Raw genomic sequence first — 19,360 nt, forward strand, 5'->3', positions numbered from 1 at the left:
ACGGCGCCACAACGAAGGAGTGGCAATGCACTACGGGTTTGATATTGGCGGCAGTAAAATCGCGCTCGGCCTCTTTGACGCCGGGCGGCAGTTACAGTGGGAAACGCGTATTGCCACGCCCCACGAAAGTTACGACGCCTTTCTGCAGGCTATCGCCACGCTGGTGGCGGAAGCCGATCGCCGCAGTGGGGTGAAGGGCAGCGTCGGCATTGGCATTCCGGGAATGCCGGAAACCGCCGATGGCACACTCTACGCCGCCAATCTGCCCGCCGCCAGCGGGCAGGCGCTGCGCCGCGATCTCAGCCATCTACTCGATCGCGACGTGCGTATCGATAACGATGCCAACTGTTTTACCCTTTCAGAGGCCTGGGATGAGGAGTTTCGCCGCTATCCGCTGGTGATGGGGCTGATCCTCGGCACCGGCGTTGGCGGCGGGCTGGTGTTTAACGGTAAAGCGATCCCCGGGCGGCGCTTTATCACCGGCGAATTTGGCCATATTCGCCTGCCCGTCGATGCACTCTCCCTGATGGGGTTTGACTTCCCTCTTCTGCGCTGCGGCTGCGGCAATATCGGCTGTATTGAGAACTATCTCTCCGGTCGCGGTTTTGCGTGGCTCTACCAACACTTCTATCATCAGACTCTGACAGCGCCGGAAATTATCGCGCGCTGGGAGCAGGGCGAGGCAAACGCGCGGGCGCATGTTGAGCGCTACGTCGATTTGCTGGCGGTCTGCCTTGGCAATATTTTGACGATTATCGACCCGGATCTGATAGTGATTGGCGGCGGATTATCCAACTTCAGCGCGCTGACCCGGCTGCTGCCGGATCGCATCGCGCCGCATCTGTTACCGGCCGGCGACGTTCCCCGTATCGAACGCGCGCGCCACGGCGACGCGGGCGGTATGCGCGGCGCGGCCTTCCTTCACCTTGCAGACCACCCCTGAGAGGATGCCCATGCAATCGCGACGTTCACATCGTCTCAGCCGTTTTCGCCGCAACAAGCGCCGCCTGCGCGAGCGCTTACGCCAGCGAATCTTTTTCCGCGACATAATGGTGCATGACGTAATGGAAAAACCGAGAGTTGTAGTCTTAACCGGGGCGGGGATCTCCGCTGAATCCGGTATTCGAACCTTCCGCGCTGCGGATGGCCTTTGGGAAGAGCATCATGTGGAAGATGTGGCGACGCCGGAAGGTTTCGCCCGTAATCCGCAGCTGGTGCAGTGCTTCTATAACGATCGCCGCCGCCAGTTACAGCTGCCGGAGATCGCACCGAACGCCGCGCATCTGGCGCTGGCGAAGCTGGAAGAGGCGCTGGGCGATCGCTTTTTGCTGATTACGCAGAATATCGACAACCTGCACGAGCGCGCCGGCAATCAGCATATTATCCATATGCATGGTGAGCTGCTGAAAGTGCGCTGTTCTCAGAGCGGGCAGGTGCTGGAGTGGACCGGCGATGTTACCGAAGAGGATAAGTGCCACTGCTGCCAGTTCCCCGCGCCGCTGCGCCCGCACGTGGTGTGGTTTGGCGAAATGCCGCTCGGCATGGATGAGATCTACAGCGCGCTGGCGATGGCGGATCTCTTTATCGCCATTGGGACTTCCGGGCATGTCTATCCCGCCGCCGGGTTTGTCCATGAGGCGAAGCTGCACGGCGCGCATACCGTCGAACTCAATCTCGAACCGAGCCAGGTCGGCAGCGAGTTTGAAGAGAAGCAGTATGGGCTGGCAAGCGAGGTTGTTCCGGCTTACGTCGACAAGCTGCTGAAGGGGCTATAAGCGCCTCGCCCGGTCGCGCAAGGTTGACCGGGCGGCTATGTTGTAATAATGTAAAAATTCTTATGAATTCGCTCGTTACGGAGCAAATGTCCCAATCTACGCTACGCTTTGCCAATACGACACCGCAGAGATTAGCGCCCAGGCTGCGCGGAGTTTTTCACGTACTCCGACGAGCGCAGCAGGCTAACCGCTGCCCTCATGCTCTGACTTATTTACCCGGCCATCGCTTCAAGGATAACGAGGGACAGCCACGATGAATCTCAACCACGACGCCCAATTGCAGACATTACGCGACGCGCTGCAACAACGCCTCGATCACCTGTTACCCGCCGGTGCGCAGCAGGATCAGATCTACAGCGCGATGCGCGAAGGGACCCTGGTGGCGGGCAAGCGTGTCCGCCCGCTGCTACTGATGCTTGCCGCACACGATCTTGGCTGCGATGTTGACCAGCGTGGGCTGCTCGATCTCGCCTGTGCCGTCGAAATGGTGCATGCCGCTTCGCTGATGCTGGACGATATCCCCTGTATGGATAACGCCGCGCTGCGCCGTGGGCGACCGACTATTCACCGCCAGTATGGTGAAAACGTCGCTATACTCGCCGCCGTTGCGTTGCTGAGCCGCGCTTTTGGTGTGGTGGCAGAGGCGCAGGGGTTATCGGCGGCCTGCAAAGCGGCCTCCGTCGCGGAACTCTCTACCGCCGTTGGGCTTCAGGGCCTGGTGCAGGGGCAGTTTCTCGATCTGCATGAGGGCGACAAGGCGCGCAGCCCGGAAGCTATCCAGTTGACCAATGAGTTAAAAACCAGCCGCTTGTTTGATGCCACGCTGCAAATGGCGGCGATTGCCGCCGAGGCTTCGCCGCAGGTGCGCGAGCGGCTGCGCTGTTTCGCCCTCGATCTCGGCCAGGCGTTCCAGCTGATGGACGATCTGACCGACGGGCTGAACGGCACCGGGAAAGATCTCAATAAAGATGATGGCAAATCGACGCTGGTGGCGATGCTGGGCGCGGAGGTTGTGCATCAGCGCCTGAGCGACCATCTGCGTAGCGCCGATGAACACCTTGCTAATGCCTGCCCGCGCGGCGTTTCGACGCGCCGCTTTATGCGCGCCTGGTTCGATAAACAGATGACGCTGTTTGGCGAAAGCCGGGCGACGACGCTGCCGGGGTGCTAGCACATGAAGGATCTGGCGAAACGTAAAAACGATCACCTCGATATCGTCCTTAACAGCCCACACAGCGCCATGAAACGTACCACCGGCTTTGAGCTGTGGCGTTTTGAACACTGCGCGATGCCGGAGCTGCATCTGGACGAAATCGATCTTGGCTGCACGCTGTTTGGCAAATCCCTGCGCGCACCGCTGCTGATCAGTTCCATGACCGGCGGTGCCAGCCGCGCGGCGATGATCAACCGCCATCTGGCGCAGGCGGCGCAGCAGCTTGGTCTGGCGATGGGGGTTGGCTCACAGCGCGTGGCGCTGGAGAGCAGAGAGAATTCAGGCTTAACCCGTGAACTGCGCCAGCTGGCACCGGATATCGCGCTGCTCTCAAACCTCGGTGCGGCGCAGATTGCCGGGCCTGAGGGCGTCGATTACGCGCGGCGCGCGGTGGAGATGATTGAAGCCGACGCGTTGATTATTCACCTCAATCCACTCCAGGAAGCACTGCAAAGCGGCGGCGATCGCGACTGGCGCGGCGTGCTGGCAGCGATTGAGAAAACCGTGGCGGCCCTTCCCGTCCCGGTGGTAGTTAAAGAGGTGGGAGCCGGGTTATCCGTCAATGTCGCGCGCCAGTTGAGTGAGGCCGGTGTGGCGATGCTTGATGTCGCCGGGGCAGGCGGCACCAGCTGGGCGGCGGTGGAGGGGGAGCGCGCCGCGCAGGCTCATCATCGCGCTGTGGCAATGGCCTTTGCCAACTGGGGCATTCCGACCGCGCAGGCGCTGACCGACCTGCAACAGGCGCTGCCGGAGATGCCGCTTATCGCCTCTGGCGGCATCGCTAACGGCATTGATGCGGCGAAAGCGCTGCGGCTGGGTGCGTCGCTGGTGGGCCAGGCTGCGGCCGTGCTCGGCAGCGCCACCGTCTCGTGTGAAACCGTCACCGCCCACTTCCAGGTGGTGATCGATCAACTTCGTGTCGCCTGTTTCTGCACTGGCAGCGCTAACCTGGAGGCGCTACGCCAGGCGACGCTGGTGCGTGAAGCATGAGCCACTATGCTGTGATCTCACCGCCGCTCTACAGCCATATGCGCGCGCTGGAAGCGCTGGCACAGGCGCTTATCGCGCGCGGACACCGCATCACCTTTGTTAATCAGGCCGGGGCGCAGCAGTTATTGCAGGATCCGCGCATCGGTTTTTGCGCGGTCGGCGAAAAGAGCCATCCGCCCGCCCGTCTGCAACGCACTTTACGCCTGATGGCCCATCCCGCAGGGCCGGGCATCATTCGGCTGATCAAGGATCTGGCAAGCACCACCGATATGCTCTGCCACGCGCTGCCTGCGGTACTGGCGCAGCTTGGCGTCGACGGGGTGATTGTCGATCAGATGGAGCCTGCCGGTGGGCTGGTGGCAGAGGCGCTGGGGTTGCCGTTTGTCTCTGTCGCCTGCGCGCTGCCCGTTAACCGGGATGAAACCATCCCGCTGCCGGTGATGCCTTTTCGCTATGCGCCCGGTGAGCGGCGAAAAAAACTCTACCGTGCCAGCACCCAGGTTTATGACAAGGTAATGGCGCGTCAGAACGCGGTGATTGCCCGGCATGCGCGCCGCTTCGGCATCCCTGAGCGTAACGCGATGCATGAGTGCCTCTCGCCGCTGGCGCAGATCAGCCAGACGCTGGCCTGCTTCGATTTCCCGCGCCAGCTTCCCGCCTGGTTCCACGCGGTCGGGCCGCTGCGCCAGCCGCAGGAGATCGTACGTGATAGTCAATCTGGCGCCGAACGGCCGCTGATTTTTGCCTCCCTCGGCACCTTGCAGGGGCACCGCTACCGGCTGTTTCGCACCATCGCCCGCGCCTGTCGGCGCATGAATGTCCGCTTATTGATCGCCCACTGTGGTGGGCTGAACGCGCGCCAGGTGGAGAAGCTGGTCGCTCGTGGGGCGGAAGTAACCGACTTTGCCGATCAGACGGCGGTGATGCGCGACGCCGATGTGGTGGTCACCCACGGCGGCATGAATACCGTGATGGACGCCATCAATAGCACCACACCAGTTCTGGTGATCCCGCTGGCTTTCGATCAGCCCGGCGTCGCGGCGCGGGTGGAGTACCACCAGATTGGTCGCCGGGTTTCACGCTTTGCCAGCAGCGCGCAGGTGGAGAAAAACCTGCGCGCGCTGCTGGCGGATAATCGTTACGCCATCAAGCTTGCCGCGATGCAGCAACCGTTGCAGCAGGCGGGCGGCGCACCGCGCGCCGCGCAGATTGTCGAACTTGCGCTGACCAGCAGGCAGCCGGTGATGGCGGGTGCGCTATGAGCCCGCGCTGGGATCTGATCCTCGTCGGCGGCGGGCTGGCGAACGGCCTTATCGCCTGGCGTCTGCACCATGCCCGGCCCGATCTGCGTCTGCTTATGGTTGAAGCGGGCGCGCAGCCTGGCGGCAATCACACCTGGTCTTTCCATCAGGCGGATCTGACGCAGGCACAGCACCGCTGGATCGCCCCGCTGGTCAGCCACCGCTGGCCGGGTTACGAAGTGCGTTTCCCGGCGCGCCAGCGCACGCTGGAGGGCGGCTATCTCAGTATCAGCTCAGAGCACTTCGCGCAGAAAATTACCGATACCCTTGGCGCTGCGCTGTTAACCGATACGCCGGTGGCGAGCCTGACCCCGCAGAGCGTCACTCTTGAGAGCGGCGAAACGCTGCACGCCGGGGCGGTGATCGACGGGCGCGGCTATCTGCCGGATGCCCATCTGACCCCCGGCTTTCAATCTTTCCTCGGCCAGCACTGGCAGCTTGCCGAGCCGCACCAGCTTCAGCAGCCGATTTTGATGGATGCCACCGTCAGCCAGGCGGACGGGTATCGTTTTGTCTACACCTTGCCGCTCTCGGCGCGCGAGGTGCTGATCGAAGACACCCACTATATTGACCGGCCCACTCTCAGCGGCGATGAGGCGCGCCAGCACATCGCCGATTACGCGCGCCAGCAGGGCTGGACGCTGACAACGCTGGTGCGCGAAGAGCAGGGCAACCTGCCTATCACGCTGGATGGCGATATCCGCGCCTTCTGGCAGTCGCGCGCGCCGCAACCCTGTAGCGGCCTGCGCGCCGGGCTGTTTCACGCCACGACCGGCTACTCTCTGCCGCACGCGGTGGCGCTGGCGGATCTTATCGCTGAGCAGCCGGTGCCTGAGGGCGACAAACTCTTTACCCTGATCAAACACTACGCCGAGCGCGTCTGGCGTCAGCAGCGCTTCTACCGCATGCTCAACCGCATGCTGTTTCTGGCGGGTGACGCCAGTGCGCGCTGGCAGGTGATGCAGCGCTTTTATGGCCTCAACCCGGCGCTGATCGCGCGGTTCTACGCCGACAGACTCACCTTTTTTGATAAAGCGCGGATCCTGACAGGAAAACCGCCGGTACCGGTGGGCGAAGCCATGCGCGCCGTACTTAAACACATACCTGGACTGCGAGCCTTCAATCATGAATAAAACCATCGTCATCGGGGCCGGATTCGGCGGGCTGGCATTAGCCATTCGCCTGCAGGCGGCGGGCGTGCCGACCGTGCTGCTGGAGCAGCGCGACAAGCCGGGCGGCCGTGCCTATGTCTATCAGGATCAGGGCTTTACCTTTGACGCCGGGCCAACGGTAATTACCGATCCCAGCGCCATTGAAGAACTCTTTACCCTGGCGGGTAAAAAGATGGCGGATTACGTCGACCTGCTGCCGGTGACGCCGTTCTATCGCCTCTGCTGGGAGCAGGGGAAGGTGTTTGATTACGATAACGATCAGGCGCGACTTGAAGCGCAGATCCGCCGCTTTAACGAGCGCGACGTCGAGGGCTATCGCCGTTTTCTCGACTACTCAAAAGCGGTATTTAAAGAGGGTTACCTGAAGCTCGGCACCGTGCCGTTCTTGTCCTTCCGCGATATGCTGCGCGCTGGCCCGCAGCTGATGCGCTTGCAGGCGTGGCGCAGCGTCTACAGCATGGTCTCCAAATTTATTGAAGATGAGCACCTGCGCCAGGCGTTCTCCTTCCATTCGCTGCTGGTGGGCGGTAACCCCTTTGCCACCTCGTCAATCTATACGCTGATCCACGCCCTTGAGCGGGAGTGGGGTGTCTGGTTTGCCCGCGGCGGCACCGGGGCGCTGGTGCAGGGAATGGTGAAGCTGTTTGAAGATCTCGGCGGCACGCTGGAACTGAATGCTGAAGTGAGCAAGCTGGAGGCAGACGGTAAACGCATCACCGGCGTCGAGTTAAAAGATGGCCGTCGTATTGCGGCCGCCGCGGTGGCGTCGAATGCCGATGTGGTGCACACCTACGAGAAGCTGCTCGGCCACCATCCGACCGGGGTGAAACGCGCCGCCTCGCTGAAGCGCAAACGCATGAGCAACTCGCTGTTTGTGCTCTATTTTGGTCTCAATCATCACCACGATCAGCTGGCGCACCACACCGTCTGCTTCGGGCCGCGCTATAAAGAGCTGATTGAGGAGATTTTCCACGGCGAAGCGCTGGCGGAGGACTTTTCCCTCTACCTGCACGCGCCTTGCGTCACCGATCCATCGCTGGCACCGCCCGGCTGCGGCAGCTACTACGTCCTTGCGCCGGTGCCGCACCTTGGCACGGCGAAGATCGACTGGGCCGTCGAAGGGCCGCGCCTGCGCGATCGCATCTTTGCCTATCTGGAGCAGCACTATATGCCCGGCCTGCGCGAACAGCTGGTCACCGAGCGCATGTTTACCCCAATCGATTTCCGCGACCAGCTTAGCGCGCACCTGGGTTCCGCCTTCTCCGTGGAGCCGATCCTGCGCCAGAGCGCCTGGTTCCGCCCCCATAACCGCGATAGCGAGATCGACAACCTCTACCTCGTTGGCGCAGGGACTCACCCTGGCGCGGGCATTCCCGGCGTGATCGGTTCGGCGAAAGCGACGGCGGGGCTGATGGTCGAGGCGCTTAGCGGATGAATGATGCGTTAATGAGCCATGCGACGGAGACGATTACCGTCGGCTCGAAAAGTTTTGCCACCGCTTCAAAACTGTTTGATCCCGCCACGCGGCGCAGCGCACTGATGCTCTATGCCTGGTGCCGCTACTGCGATGATGTGATTGATGAGCAGGAGCTTGGCTTTCGCACTGAAGTGCCGCAGCAGGAGAGCGCGCTGGCGCGCCTTGCGATGCTGCGCTTGGAGACGCAGCGCGCCTTTGACGGCGAAGCGATGGGCGAACCGGCGTTTGCCGCTTTCCAGGAGGTGGTCACGCGCCATGGAATGCCCGCGCATCTCGCCTTTGCGCATCTCGAGGGTTTCGCGATGGACGTGCGCGAGACCCACTACCAGACCTTTGACGATACGCTGCGCTACTGTTATCACGTCGCGGGCGTGGTTGGCCTGATGATGGCGTGGATCATGGGCGTGCGCGATGAATTGGTGCTCGATCGCGCCTGCGATTTAGGGCTGGCGTTTCAGTTAACCAATATTGCCCGCGACATTGTTGAAGATGCGGAAAATGGGCGCTGTTATCTGCCTGCGCAGTGGCTGGCGGAGGAGGGGATGACGGCCAGTGAGATTGCCGACCCGGCGAAACGGCAACATATCGCGCGGCTGGCACGCAGGCTGGTGATGGCCGCTGAGCCCTATTACGCGTCGGCGAAAGCCGGATTGCGCGGTCTGCCGCTGCGCTCGGCGTGGGCGATTGCCGCCGCGCACGGCGTTTACCGGCAGATTGGCATTAAAGTGATGGCTGCCGGAGCGGCAGCGTGGGAACAGCGGCAGGGCACCAGCAAGGCCGAGAAACTCGGCTTACTGACGAAAGGGGCGGGGATGGCGCTTACTTCCCGTCTGTCGCGGTCTGCGCCGCGTCCTGCTCACCTGTGGCAGCGTCCTCGCGCGCGCTGACTTTCTGCTCATGCTCCGCCCGTTTACGCTGGCGCAGGGTCTGTTGCAGATCCTCAACCGGCGGGGCATAGAGAAAACCAAACGACACGCAGTCGGCTTTGCCGCGCACCGCGTGGTGCAGGCGGTGAGCCATATAGAGGCGTTTCAGGTAGCCGCGGCGCGGCACGTAGCGAAACGGCCAGCGCTGATGCACCAGCCCGTCGTGCACCATAAAGTAGAGCGCGCCATACAGCGTCATGCCTGCGCCAATCCACTGTAACGGCCAGAAACCGGCGGTGCCGAGGGCGATCAGCACAATCGCCAGCAGAGCGAAGACCACGGCGTAGAGATCGTTAACTTCAAAGGTGCCGGTGCGCGGTTCGTGGTGCGAGCGGTGCCAGCCCCATCCCCAGCCATGCATGACATATTTATGCGCAAGCGTGGCGATAATCTCCATCGCGGCAACAGTGGCAAGCGTGATCAGCGTGTTCCATAAGACGAGCATCGGTATCCCTTATTAACCGGACATCCATTGACTCTAGTGCAGTCGCGCGGATACACAACGACAGCGGCGGGTTTTTTATCGCCAGCCGGTGTGAAAAGTGCCGCACCGGCTGGCGATCTGCGATCTTAGCGACCGGCTTTTAGCTTCTGATAATACTCTTCATACAGGGCGCTGGCGCTGCCAACGTCATTCTGCCACTCGCCCTTGCTGATGGTTTCCGCATCCGGGTAGAGGGATTTGTCGTTAGCCACTTCCGGCTTGAGCAACTTACGCGCGGCAAGGTTCGGCGTCGGGTAGCCGATGGTTTCCGCCACCTGTTTGGCGATCTCCGGGCGCAGCAGGAAGTTAATCAGCTTCAGCGCGCCGTCGACGTTTTTCGCGTTCGCCGGAATAGCAAGGCTGTCCATCCAGAAGATACCGCCCTCTTTAGGCCACACCACCTCCAGCGGCGTGCCCGCTTCGCGCGCAACGAACGCCGAGCCATTCCACACCATCCCGAGATTTACTTCCCCCTCCATATAGGGGTTAGCCGGGTTATCGGAGTTAAAGGCGGCGACGTTCGGCATCAGTTTTTGCAGCTCTTTATAGGCCGCTTCAATCTCTTTCGGATCGGTGGTGTTACCGGAGTAGCCGAGCTTGCGCAGCGCCATCTGGAACACTTCGCGCGCATCATCCGTCAGCAGCAGGCTGCTTTTATACTCCGGTTTCCACAGATCGGCCCAACTGGTGACGCTTTTCGGATCGATTGCGTCGCTATTGATGCCAATTGCCGTTGCGCCCCAGATGTAGGGAATCGAGTAGTCATTGCTCGGGTCAAAGGGCTTGTTGAGCATCTGTGGATCGAGGTTGTGGAAGTTGGTCAGCTTCGACTTATCGATCTTCTGAATCATCCCCTCTTTGCGCATTTTGTCGACAAAGTAGGTGGAAGGCACCACCAGATCGTAGGCCCCCTCTTTATAGGTTTTCAGCTTGGCGTACATCGTCTCATTCGACTCGTAGGTCGAGTAGATCACTTTGATGCCGGTCTCTTTGGTGAACTGCTCCAGCAGGCCTGGCGGCACATACTCGGTCCAGTTATAGAAGTAGATCGTTTTGTTATCATCCGCGTGCGCGGCGCTGATACCGAAGGCGAGCGCGCCTGCGGCGAGCAGGTGGCGTGACCATTTTTTCATTAAGATGTCCTCTTAGCTTTCGTCGTATCGCGAGCAATCAGCTGGCTGGCGATCACCAGCACCAGCGACAGCACTAACAGAATCGTGGCCAGCGCGTTCACTTCCGGCGAGACGCCCACTTTGACCATCGAATAAATTTTCAGCGGCAGAATCTCATACCCCGGCCCGGTAACAAACGAAGAGACCACGACGTCATCCATCGACAGGGTAAAGCTGAGCAGCCAGCCCGCCGCCACGGCAGGCATCGCCAGCGGCAGGATAATTTTGCGCAGAATGGTGAACTCGCTGGCACCGAGATCTTTCGCCGCTTCCAGCATCCGCACATCAAACCCTTTCAGGCGCGAGAAGACCGTCACTACCACAAAGGGCAGGCAGAAAGTGATGTGCGAAAAGAGCAGCGACATAAAGCCGAGCTGCACGCCGAGCAGCATAAACAGCACCAGCAGAGAGATGGCCATTACGATATCCGGCGACATCATCACCACAAACAGCATGCCGCTGACAAACGGCTTGCCGCGAAAGCGGTAGCGGTAAAGCGCCACCGCCGTCAGCGCGCCGATAAGCGTCGCGAAGGTGGCGGATAACACCGCCATGGTCAGCGAGTGCTGCGCCGCCTGCAACAGGCTGTCGTTATTCATCAGCAGGCCGTACCACTTTGTCGAAAAGCCCTGCCAGTTGATGCCGAAACGCGAACTGTTAAACGAATTCACGATCAGAATGATGATCGGAATATAGAGGTAAGCGTAAATGGCGGCCATGAAACCGCCTCTGAAGAGACGACCGATCATTCCAGCTCCACCTTTTTGTTAAGCAGACGCGCGGCGCGCCAGTAGACCAGCAGCATCAGCCCCATTACCAGCGTCAGGGTGATACTGGTCGCGGAGCCGAACGGCCAGTCGCGGATATTGAGGAACTGGCTCTTGATGACGTTGCCGATCAGCAGGTTTTTCGCCCCGCCCATTAAGTCCGAGACATAGAACAGCCCCATGGCTGGCAGCATCACCAGCAGGCAGCCGGCGATAATCCCCGGCATGGTCAGCGGAATAATAATGCGCAGAAAGGTTTGCAGCTTGCTGGCACCGAGATCTTTTGCCGCTTCCAGCAGCGGTTTGTCGAGCTTCTCAATGCTGGAGTAGAGCGGCATCACCATAAACGGCAGCAGGATATAGACCAGGCCAATAATCACCGCGCCCGGCGTAAACATGATGCGGATTGGCGTGTCGATCACCCCCAGCCAGAGCAGGAATTCGTTGAGATAGCCTTTGGTGCTGAGGAAGATCTTCAGCCCGTAGATGCGGATCAGCGAGTTGGTCCAGAAGGGGACGATCAGCAAAAAGAGCAGCAGCGGGCGCACGGTCGCCGGAAGCTTTGCCAGAAACCAGGCAAACGGGTAGCCGAGCAGCAGGCAGGCGAAGGTGGCAATCAGCGCCATATTCAGCGAGTGCAGCAGCACATCGAAGTAGAGCGGATCGAGCAGCCGCGCGTAGTTATCCAGCGTGAAGACCAGCTTGACGAAGTTGGCGTCGTCGCGGGTCAAAAAGCTGGTGGCGATGATCATCAGGTTCGGCAGGAAGACAAACAGCACCAGCCAGCCGACGATGGTGGCGATCACCGCTTTCTGGAATTTACTTGTGCTCTTCATCAGCCAGCACGACCTCCCAGCTTTCGACCCAGTTGATGGCCATTTTCTGATCCAGCGAGTGGTCAAAGTCGGGATCGTCTTCGTTGAAGAACTCGCTGACCATCACCATCTTGCCGTTTTCCAGCTCAACCATCGACTCCAGCGTCATGCCTTTATAGTTGCGCTCGCGCACGTAGCCAATCAGCCCTTCGACCTCGGCGATATCGTTGATCTCTTCGACGCGCAGATCTTCCGGGCGCAGCAGCACATTGAGCTGCTGACCACTCTCTACCGGGAAGTTGACGTAAATATTGCACTCGCGGCCTTCAACGTTGGCGCGCACGCGGCTCTCGTCGAGACGCTCAATCACCGTGGCGTTGAAAATGTTGATTTCGCCGATAAAGCTGGCAACAAAGAGGTTTTTCGGCTCTTCGTAGATCTCGCGCGGCGTGCCGTCCTGCTCGATGCGCCCGTTACGCATCACCACGATGCGATCGGACATCGTCAGCGCTTCTTCCTGATCGTGGGTCACAAAGACGAAGGTGATGCCGAGTTTACGTTGCAGGGCTTTCAGTTCGTTCTGCATCTGCTTGCGCAGCTTGTAATCGAGCGCGGAGAGGGACTCATCCAGCAGCAGTAAACGCGGTTTATTCACCACCGCGCGGGCGATGGCGACGCGCTGCTGCTGGCCGCCGGAGAGCTGGTGCGGTTTACGCTGGGCGAACTCGTCAAGCTGCACCATGCGCAGCGCTTCGGTGACGCGCGGGGTAATCTCGGCCGCTGGCGTCTTTTGCATCCGCAGGCCAAACGCCACGTTTTCAAATACGGTCATGTGCGGGAAGAGGGCGTAACTTTGAAAAACGGTGTTCACGTGGCGATGTTCCGCCGGAACGTCGGTAATATCCTGGTTATCTAACTGGATATGGCCAACATCGACACTCTCAAGCCCGGCAATCAGGCGCAGAACCGTGGTTTTACCGCAGCCGGAAGGGCCGAGCAGCGTAAGAAATTCGCCGTTATTAATGGTGAGGTTGAAATCGGAGATTACCGTTTTGCCATCAAAGCTTTTGCGCAGACCGGCCAGCTCAACCAGCGGCGAACGCGAACGCGAACGCGATTGTGTATTCAATTTTTGACTCTGTCCCGTGTTTGCGCATCGAAGGGCGTATCAGATGCGGGGTTTGTGATTAACCACCTTCAGGGTTGTGCACGATTTAAGGCCAGGCATTCTACGGCAAAGCGGTTAAATCGCCAATCGTTGATGGCTTTTCGCCGCTCAATCAGTCACTTTCTCAACTACGTTTAATACGACGACCTTTAAAATATTATCGTTTGCCGGGTAAAAGTGACCTGACGCAATATTTGTCTTTTCACGCTTACTGATAATGTTGTGACATTTTGTTAGGGGGCTTTATGGATAAGTTATTAGAGCGCTTTTTGCAGTACGTAACGCTGGATACGCAATCGAAGCCCGGCGTGCGGCAGGTGCCAAGTACGGATAGTCAATGGAAGCTCCTGCATTTACTGCAAGACCAGCTTAAAGAGATGGGGCTGGTCAATGTGACCTTAAGCGATAAGGGCACGCTGATGGCGAAACTGCCATCCAACGTCGACAAGCCGGTTCCGGCGATTGGTTTTATCTCACACGTCGATACCTCGCCCGACTTCAGCGGCAAAAACGTTAACCCACAGATCCTTGAAAACTACCGTGGCGGCGATATTGCGCTGGGTGTCGGCGATGAGATCCTCTCACCGGTGATGTTCCCGGTGCTGCATCAGCTGCTCGGCCATACGCTGATCACCACCGACGGCAAAACCCTGCTCGGCGCGGATGATAAAGCGGGCGTGGCGGAGATCATGACCGCGCTGGCGGTGCTGAAGACAAAAAACATTCCCCACGGCGATATCTGCGTGGCGTTCACGCCCGATGAAGAGGTGGGCAAAGGGGCGAAATATTTCGATGTTGAGGCCTTTGGCGCGAAGTGGGCCTTCACCATGGATGGCAGTGGTATTGGCGAGCTGGAGTTTGAGAACTTCAACGCCGCGTCGGTGACGGTAAAAATCGTCGGTAATAACGTTCACCCCGGCACCGCAAAAGGGGTGATGGTCAATGCCATGACGCTCGCCAGCAAAATTCATGCGCGCATACCGGAAGAGGAGAGCCCGGAGCAGACCGAAGGGTATGAGGGCTTTTACCATCTCACCAGCATTAAAGGCACGGTGGATCGCGCCGAGATGCACTATATCATCCGCGATTTTGAGCGCTCATCGTTTGAAGCCCGCAAACGCAAGATGATGGAGATCGCCAAAGAGGTGGGCAAAGGGCTGCACCCGGATTGCTATATCGAACTGGTGATTGAAGATAGTTATTACAATATGCGCGAGAAAGTGGCGGAGTTCCCGCACATTATCGACATTGCCCAGCAGGCGATGCGCGATTGCGATATTGAGCCGCAGATGAAACCGATCCGCGGCGGCACCGACGGCGCACAGCTCTCCTTTATGGGGCTGCCCTGCCCGAATATCTTTACCGGCGGCTACAACTATCATGGCAAACACGAGTTCGCCACCCTGAACGGCATGGAGAAAGCGGTGCAGGTGATTGTGCGCATCGCGGAGTTAACCGCCGAAAGGGAGGCACCGCAGGGGTGATTCCTGGAGCGGTAGGCATTGCCGGATGGCGGCGTACCGCCTTATCCGGCCTACGGGTTTGCATGTTTTTGTGGGTTTTGTAGGCCTGATAAGCGCAGCGCCATCAGGCAGTATGTCGGGCACGGAGCTCATTGCCGGATGGCGGCGCAAGCGCCTTATTCGGCCTACGGGTTCGCATGTTTTTTTGGGTTTTGTAGGCCTGATAAGCGCAGCGCCATCAGGCAGTTTTCAGGAACGGTGCGCATTGCCGGATGGCATGTTTTTTTGGTTTTGTAGGCCTGATAAGCGTAGCGCCATCAGGCAGTATGTCGGGCGCGGTGCACATTGCCGGATGGCATGTTTTTTGGTTTTGTAGGCCTGATAAGCGTAGCGCCATCAGGCAACAGGGATTACGAATGGAAAAGGAGTTTCCAGATGTCTGACTATCGTCGTCATTATGTGCCTGGTGGCACGTGGTTTTTCACCGTCAACCTGCGCGACAGGCGCAGCGATCTTCTTACCCGCCATATTGATACTCTGCGTCATGCAACCCTCAGGGTGAAACGCCGTCAGCCTTTTCATATCAATGCCTGGGTTATCCTCCCGGAGCATATGCACTGCATCTGGACGTTACCCGAAAACGATGATGATTTTTCCGGGCGCTGGCGCGAGCTTAAAAAAGCCTTTAGCAAGTCGCTCAGGCAGAAAGAGATCTGGCAGCCGCGCTTTTGGGAGCACACCATCCGCGATGAGCGGGATTACCGGCATCATATGGATTATGTGTATATCAACCCGGTTAAACATGGGTTGGTGAAATGCACCGCGCAGTGGCCCTTTTCCACCTTTCATCGCGATGTCCGCGCCGGAGTGTATCCGAAGGATTGGGCAGGGGAGATAGCCGATATGGAGGCCGGGGAAAGGCGGTAATGCATTGCCGGATGGCGGCGTACCGCCTTATCCGGCCTACGGTTTAGGATGGTTTGTCGGTCATTGCCGGATGGCGGCGCAAGCGCCTTATCCGGCCTACGGTTGGGATGGTTTGTCGCATTGCCGGATGGCGGCGTACCGCCTTATCCGGCCTACGGGTTGGGATGGTTTGTCGGTTATTGCCGGATGGCGGCGTACGCCTTATCCGGCCTACGGGTTGGAGGGGGTTGTAGGCCTGATAAGCGCAGCGCCATCAGGCATGATGCCGGATGACGCCACAGGATATTAATCCTCGAAGAACCAGTACCCGCTGTTTACCAGTGCGGCAAGCATCGCGAGGAAGGAGGGATCGTCCAGCGCATCGCCAAACATCTCGCCGGAGATAACGCTATGGCGAGCCAGCGCTTCGAGCGCCGGGCGGTGCGGGGAGTTGATCTTCTCGCCGTTGGCGTACACATCGTCGCCGATGCGCAGCACGCGCAGGCCGCCGAGACGGGCCAGCTTGTCGCCCTGTTTCAGCGCATCGTAGATCTCATCCGGCTGATAGGGCGGCTCTGGCGGCGCAACATCCAGCTCGTGACGCGACTGGGAGATAAACTCGCCGAGCCACTCGTTAAACTGTGCCGGCTGATTAATCAGCCCGAGCATCATCTCGCGCAGCTTATCCAGCTCCTGCGGCAGGATATCCGCCGGGTGATCGCGCTCCGGCACGTCCGGATCGCTGTAGCGCTGGCTGCCCAGTTCGCGTTGCAGCACGTAATCGGCAAAGCCGCTAATTAGCTCGCGCCCGCTCGGTGCGCGGAAACCGACCGAGTAGTTGAGGGAGTTCTCCAGCGAATAACCCTCGTGCGGGAATCCTGGCGGAATATAGAGAATATCGCCCGGCTCCATCTCTTCATCGATGATCGCTTCGAAAGGATCGACCTGCAGCAGATCCGGGTGCGGGCAGTGCTGCTTCAGCGGCACTTTATCCCCGACGCGCCAGCGGCGGCGGCCGGTACCCTGAATAATAAACACATCATACTGATCGAGATGCGGGCCAACGCCGCCGCCCGGCACCGAGAAGGAGATCATCAGATCGTCGGTGCGCCAGTCCGGCAGTACGCGGAAGGGGCTCATCAGCGCCGCGGCAGGCTGATGCCAGTGGTTCACCGCCTGCACCAGCAGCGACCAGTTGTTTTCGCCCATGTGATCGTAACTCTCAAACGGGCCGTGGCTTACCTGCCATTTACCATCAAGATGGCTGACCAGGCGGCTGTCGACTTCATTCTCCATCGCCAGCCCCGCCAGTTCGTCCGGGCTAATCGGGTCGACGAAATCCTTGATTCCGCGTTTCAACACCACCGGACGTTTCTGCCAGTAGCGTTGAATAAAATCTGGCCAGTTTATCTCTACGTGATATTCCATATATATTTCCGGCAATTAATCATGGGCTGAATAATCGATTATAGCTGGGTTAAGGGGGTTCAGTCGCCCGTTATTCCCGTTTGCTGACGACCAAAAATCACCTCCATACGCGCGCCGCCGAGCAGGCTGTCGCCGGTGAGGATCTGCCCGCCATATTGCTCGACGATCTCCCGCGCCACCGAAAGCCCAACGCCCTGGCCCGGACGCAGCGTGTCGGCGCGCTGACCGCGATCGAACACCAGTTCGCGTTTCGCCAGCGGAATGCCGGGGCCATCATCCTCGACAACAATGTGCAGCATGTCATCGCTCTGGTTAACAGAGACCTCAACAAACTCCAGGCAATATTTGCAGGCGTTATCCAGCACGTTGCCCATCACTTCCATAAAGTCATTCTGCTCGCCGACAAACCCAACCTCCGGCGAGATATCGAGCGTGATATTGACCCCTTTACGCTGATAGACCTTATTCAGCGCGGAAGTGAGGTTATCGAGCAGCGCGGCGACCGGATGCAGCTCGCGGCTTAGCATGCTGCTGCCACGCATGGTGGCGCGGTGCAGGTAGTAACCAATCTGTTGTGAGATGCGGCTGATCTGCTCAAGCATCACCGGTTCAGCCTCGCTGACGCTCATTTTGTCACTGCGCAGCGAGCGCAACGTGCTTTGCAGCACCGCCAGCGGGGTTTTCAGGCTGTGGGTGAGGTCGGTCAAGGTGGTGCGATATTTGTCATAGCGCTCGCGCTCGCTTTTCAGCAAGCGGTTGAGGTTCTGCACCAGGCTTGTCAACTCGCGTGTGGTTTCCGGGTTAAGCTGTTCACGGTGGTGCTCCTCCAGTTCGCGCACCTCGCGCGCCAGATCCTCAATCGGCCGCAGGCTCCACCAGGCCGCCAGCCATAGCAGCGGGATCACCAGCAGCAGGTTGGCCGAGAGCACATAGATAAACCAGTTCCACACCATATAGGAGCGTTTAAGCTCGATCGGGATGGTATCGACCACCACGATGGTCAACTGCGGCATACGCGCGGTGGCAGGGTAGAGGTTTACCGCCACCGAGTGGGTCATTTCGGAGTCGCTGTCATCTTCGCGGATCGCTTTGAGTTGCTCCGACGCGGCGTGATCGTCGTTGATCAGCGTGCTGGTGGAGTCAATATCCGCTTCAATTTCGTGAAAACCATCGCTCTTCAGCCACTCCGGCTCAATACGCTTTTGCAACCACGGCACATTCCGCTGGGACCAGATCAGCTTGCCGTTTTTGTCGTAGATAAAGGTCATGGTCGGGCTTTGCAGATCGAGGTTTTCCGGCAGGTCGATCTCCAGCTTGTTCTCTTTCCACTGCGCCAGCGTATAGAAGAGGTTGCTCTCGCCGCGCAGCAACCGGAAGGTGGTTTTATCGAAGCTGACGCTGTAGCCGACCAGCGCGACCACGCCATAGGCCAGCGACAGCACCATCACCACCGCGGCGGTGGCGAGTAAAAAGCGCACCCGCAGCGAGAGCGGGAAGAGGTGCCGCAACAGGCGTTTCATTTTGGCAGTTCGAAAAGGTAGCCCTGACCGCGCACGGTGGTGATCACCTCATCGGGATACTGGGCCTGAATCTTTTTGCGCAGGCGACCCATCAGCACGTCGATGGTGTGGCTCTCGCGCAGTTCGGCATCGGGGTAGAGTTGCAGCATCAGCGAATCTTTGCTCACCACTTTGCCGCTGTTGCGGATCAGCGTCTCCATAATGGTGTATTCAAAGGCGGTGAGTTTCACCACTTCTTCGTTAACCGAGAGTTCGCGGCGTGAGAGGTCGACCTGGAAAGGCGGCATGGAAATCAGCTGTGAGGCGAGGCCGCTGTTACGGCGCATCAGCGCCTGAATACGCGCCACCACTTCTTCAATATGGAACGGTTTGGTGACGTAATCATCGGCACCCGCGCTCAGCACTTCGACCTTATCCTGCCACCCTTCACGCGCGGTAAGCACCAGCACCGGCAGCGAGACCTCATGGCTGCGCCAGCGGCGGATCAGCGACAGGCCATCTTCATCCGGCAGGCCGAGATCGACAATCGCGATATCCGGCAGGTGTTCGTTCAGAAAGTAATCCGCTTCCTTTGCATCTTCAGCGGCGTCGACCTGATGTCCCAGCTCCTGCAACTGCACTTTTAAGTGGTGGCGCAGCAGAGCATTATCTTCCACAACCAGTACGCGCATCGTCAGACCTCTCCCTCTATTTTTGGAGTGAATAGTTTAACGCTGATTTTGTTACAAGAGGGATAAACATTTACTCAACCGTAACAGGAAGATGCCCTCTTTCCGGCGAAAG

18 protein-coding genes are annotated in these 19,360 nt (G+C 59.2%); 10 read left to right on the forward strand and 8 right to left on the reverse strand.

Translation table 11 applies throughout. The features are described 5' to 3' along the window. Nucleotides 1–25 precede the first annotated feature (25 nt). From nagK to crtB, 8 genes are all read left to right on the forward strand, one after another. The gene (gene nagK, locus ACWPW2_RS07410; protein ID WP_454122142.1) at nt 26–943 is read left to right on the forward strand and encodes an N-acetylglucosamine kinase; all 918 of its coding nucleotides are present in this window, start codon (nt 26–28) and stop codon (nt 941–943) included. Nucleotides 944–953: 10 nt separating this feature from the next. Next, entirely contained in the window at nt 954–1,775 is an 822-nt protein-coding gene (gene cobB, locus ACWPW2_RS07415; RefSeq protein ID WP_454122144.1) for a Sir2 family NAD+-dependent deacetylase, read from the forward strand. A gap of 253 nt (nt 1,776–2,028) precedes the next feature. Beyond that, entirely contained in the window at nt 2,029–2,946 is a 918-nt protein-coding gene (locus ACWPW2_RS07420) for a polyprenyl synthetase family protein (protein WP_076769696.1), read from the forward strand. Nucleotides 2,947–2,949: 3 nt separating this feature from the next. Further along, complete coding sequence (gene fni / locus ACWPW2_RS07425; RefSeq protein WP_454122147.1) at nt 2,950–3,978, forward strand: type 2 isopentenyl-diphosphate Delta-isomerase; 1,029 nt, start codon at nt 2,950–2,952, stop codon at nt 3,976–3,978. Further along, nucleotides 3,975–5,240, forward strand: coding sequence for a glycosyltransferase (locus ACWPW2_RS07430; RefSeq protein WP_454122149.1), 1,266 nt, complete (start codon nt 3,975–3,977; stop codon nt 5,238–5,240). Before fni ends, ACWPW2_RS07430 begins: the two co-directional genes overlap by 4 nt. After that, nucleotides 5,237–6,412, forward strand: a complete 1,176-nt coding sequence (crtY, locus tag ACWPW2_RS07435) for a lycopene beta-cyclase CrtY (RefSeq protein ID WP_454122151.1) — start codon at nt 5,237–5,239, stop codon at nt 6,410–6,412. Before ACWPW2_RS07430 ends, crtY begins: the two co-directional genes overlap by 4 nt. Continuing rightward, entirely contained in the window at nt 6,405–7,886 is a 1,482-nt protein-coding gene (locus ACWPW2_RS07440; protein ID WP_023481851.1) for a phytoene desaturase, read from the forward strand. The genes crtY and ACWPW2_RS07440 overlap by 8 nt, the downstream gene beginning before the upstream one ends. Continuing rightward, a complete protein-coding gene (gene crtB, locus ACWPW2_RS07445) occupies nt 7,883–8,815 on the forward strand; it encodes a 15-cis-phytoene synthase CrtB (RefSeq protein ID WP_454122154.1) in 933 nt (310 codons plus the stop codon). Before ACWPW2_RS07440 ends, crtB begins: the two co-directional genes overlap by 4 nt. Here the strand turns inward: crtB and ACWPW2_RS07450 are convergent. The 5 genes from ACWPW2_RS07450 to potA form a co-directional block, all read right to left on the reverse strand. Next, the gene (locus tag ACWPW2_RS07450) at nt 8,748–9,299 is read right to left on the reverse strand and encodes a sterol desaturase family protein (RefSeq protein WP_454122156.1); all 552 of its coding nucleotides are present in this window, start codon (nt 9,297–9,299) and stop codon (nt 8,748–8,750) included. The genes crtB and ACWPW2_RS07450 overlap by 68 nt on opposite strands. Nucleotides 9,300–9,424: 125 nt before the next feature. Beyond that, nucleotides 9,425–10,471, reverse strand: a complete 1,047-nt coding sequence (potD, locus tag ACWPW2_RS07455) for a spermidine/putrescine ABC transporter substrate-binding protein PotD (RefSeq protein WP_124968616.1) — start codon at nt 10,469–10,471, stop codon at nt 9,425–9,427. Continuing rightward, nucleotides 10,471–11,259 (reverse strand): spermidine/putrescine ABC transporter permease PotC, encoded by a 789-nt coding sequence (gene potC / locus ACWPW2_RS07460; RefSeq protein ID WP_023481287.1) that lies wholly within the window; start codon nt 11,257–11,259, stop codon nt 10,471–10,473. The genes potD and potC overlap by 1 nt, the downstream gene beginning before the upstream one ends. Continuing rightward, nucleotides 11,256–12,113, reverse strand: a complete 858-nt coding sequence (gene potB / locus ACWPW2_RS07465) for a spermidine/putrescine ABC transporter permease PotB (protein ID WP_429217308.1) — start codon at nt 12,111–12,113, stop codon at nt 11,256–11,258. The genes potC and potB overlap by 4 nt, the downstream gene beginning before the upstream one ends. Then, nucleotides 12,097–13,221: a spermidine/putrescine ABC transporter ATP-binding protein PotA gene (gene potA, locus ACWPW2_RS07470; RefSeq protein WP_454122159.1), complete on the reverse strand. Its 1,125-nt coding sequence runs from the start codon at nt 13,219–13,221 to the stop codon at nt 12,097–12,099. The genes potB and potA overlap by 17 nt, the downstream gene beginning before the upstream one ends. A gap of 284 nt (nt 13,222–13,505) precedes the next feature. Here potA and pepT point away from each other — a divergent pair, with 284 nt between their 5' ends. Both pepT and ACWPW2_RS07480 read left to right on the forward strand, forming a co-directional pair. Then, nucleotides 13,506–14,744 carry a peptidase T gene (gene pepT / locus ACWPW2_RS07475; protein ID WP_454122161.1) on the forward strand — a complete coding sequence of 413 codons (1,239 nt, stop codon included), beginning with the start codon at nt 13,506–13,508 and terminating at the stop codon, nt 14,742–14,744. Nucleotides 14,745–15,158: 414 nt separating this feature from the next. Further along, nucleotides 15,159–15,650 carry an REP-associated tyrosine transposase gene (locus ACWPW2_RS07480; RefSeq protein ID WP_454122163.1) on the forward strand — a complete coding sequence of 164 codons (492 nt, stop codon included), beginning with the start codon at nt 15,159–15,161 and terminating at the stop codon, nt 15,648–15,650. Nucleotides 15,651–15,935: 285 nt separating this feature from the next. Here ACWPW2_RS07480 and ACWPW2_RS07485 read toward each other — a convergent pair whose 3' ends face one another. Genes ACWPW2_RS07485 through phoP form a run of 3 tightly spaced genes read right to left on the reverse strand, consistent with a single transcriptional unit; the run spans nt 15,936 to nt 19,248 of the window. Further along, nucleotides 15,936–17,057: a ribosomal protein uL16 3-hydroxylase gene (locus tag ACWPW2_RS07485; protein WP_023481605.1), complete on the reverse strand. Its 1,122-nt coding sequence runs from the start codon at nt 17,055–17,057 to the stop codon at nt 15,936–15,938. A gap of 59 nt (nt 17,058–17,116) precedes the next feature. Beyond that, nucleotides 17,117–18,577: a two-component system sensor histidine kinase PhoQ gene (gene phoQ, locus ACWPW2_RS07490; RefSeq protein ID WP_023481557.1), complete on the reverse strand. Its 1,461-nt coding sequence runs from the start codon at nt 18,575–18,577 to the stop codon at nt 17,117–17,119. Next, entirely contained in the window at nt 18,574–19,248 is a 675-nt protein-coding gene (gene phoP / locus ACWPW2_RS07495; protein WP_023481368.1) for a two-component system response regulator PhoP, read from the reverse strand. The genes phoQ and phoP overlap by 4 nt, the downstream gene beginning before the upstream one ends. Nucleotides 19,249–19,360: the final 112 nt, after the last annotated feature.

This window comes from Kosakonia sp. Marseille-Q7440, assembly GCF_965119485.1.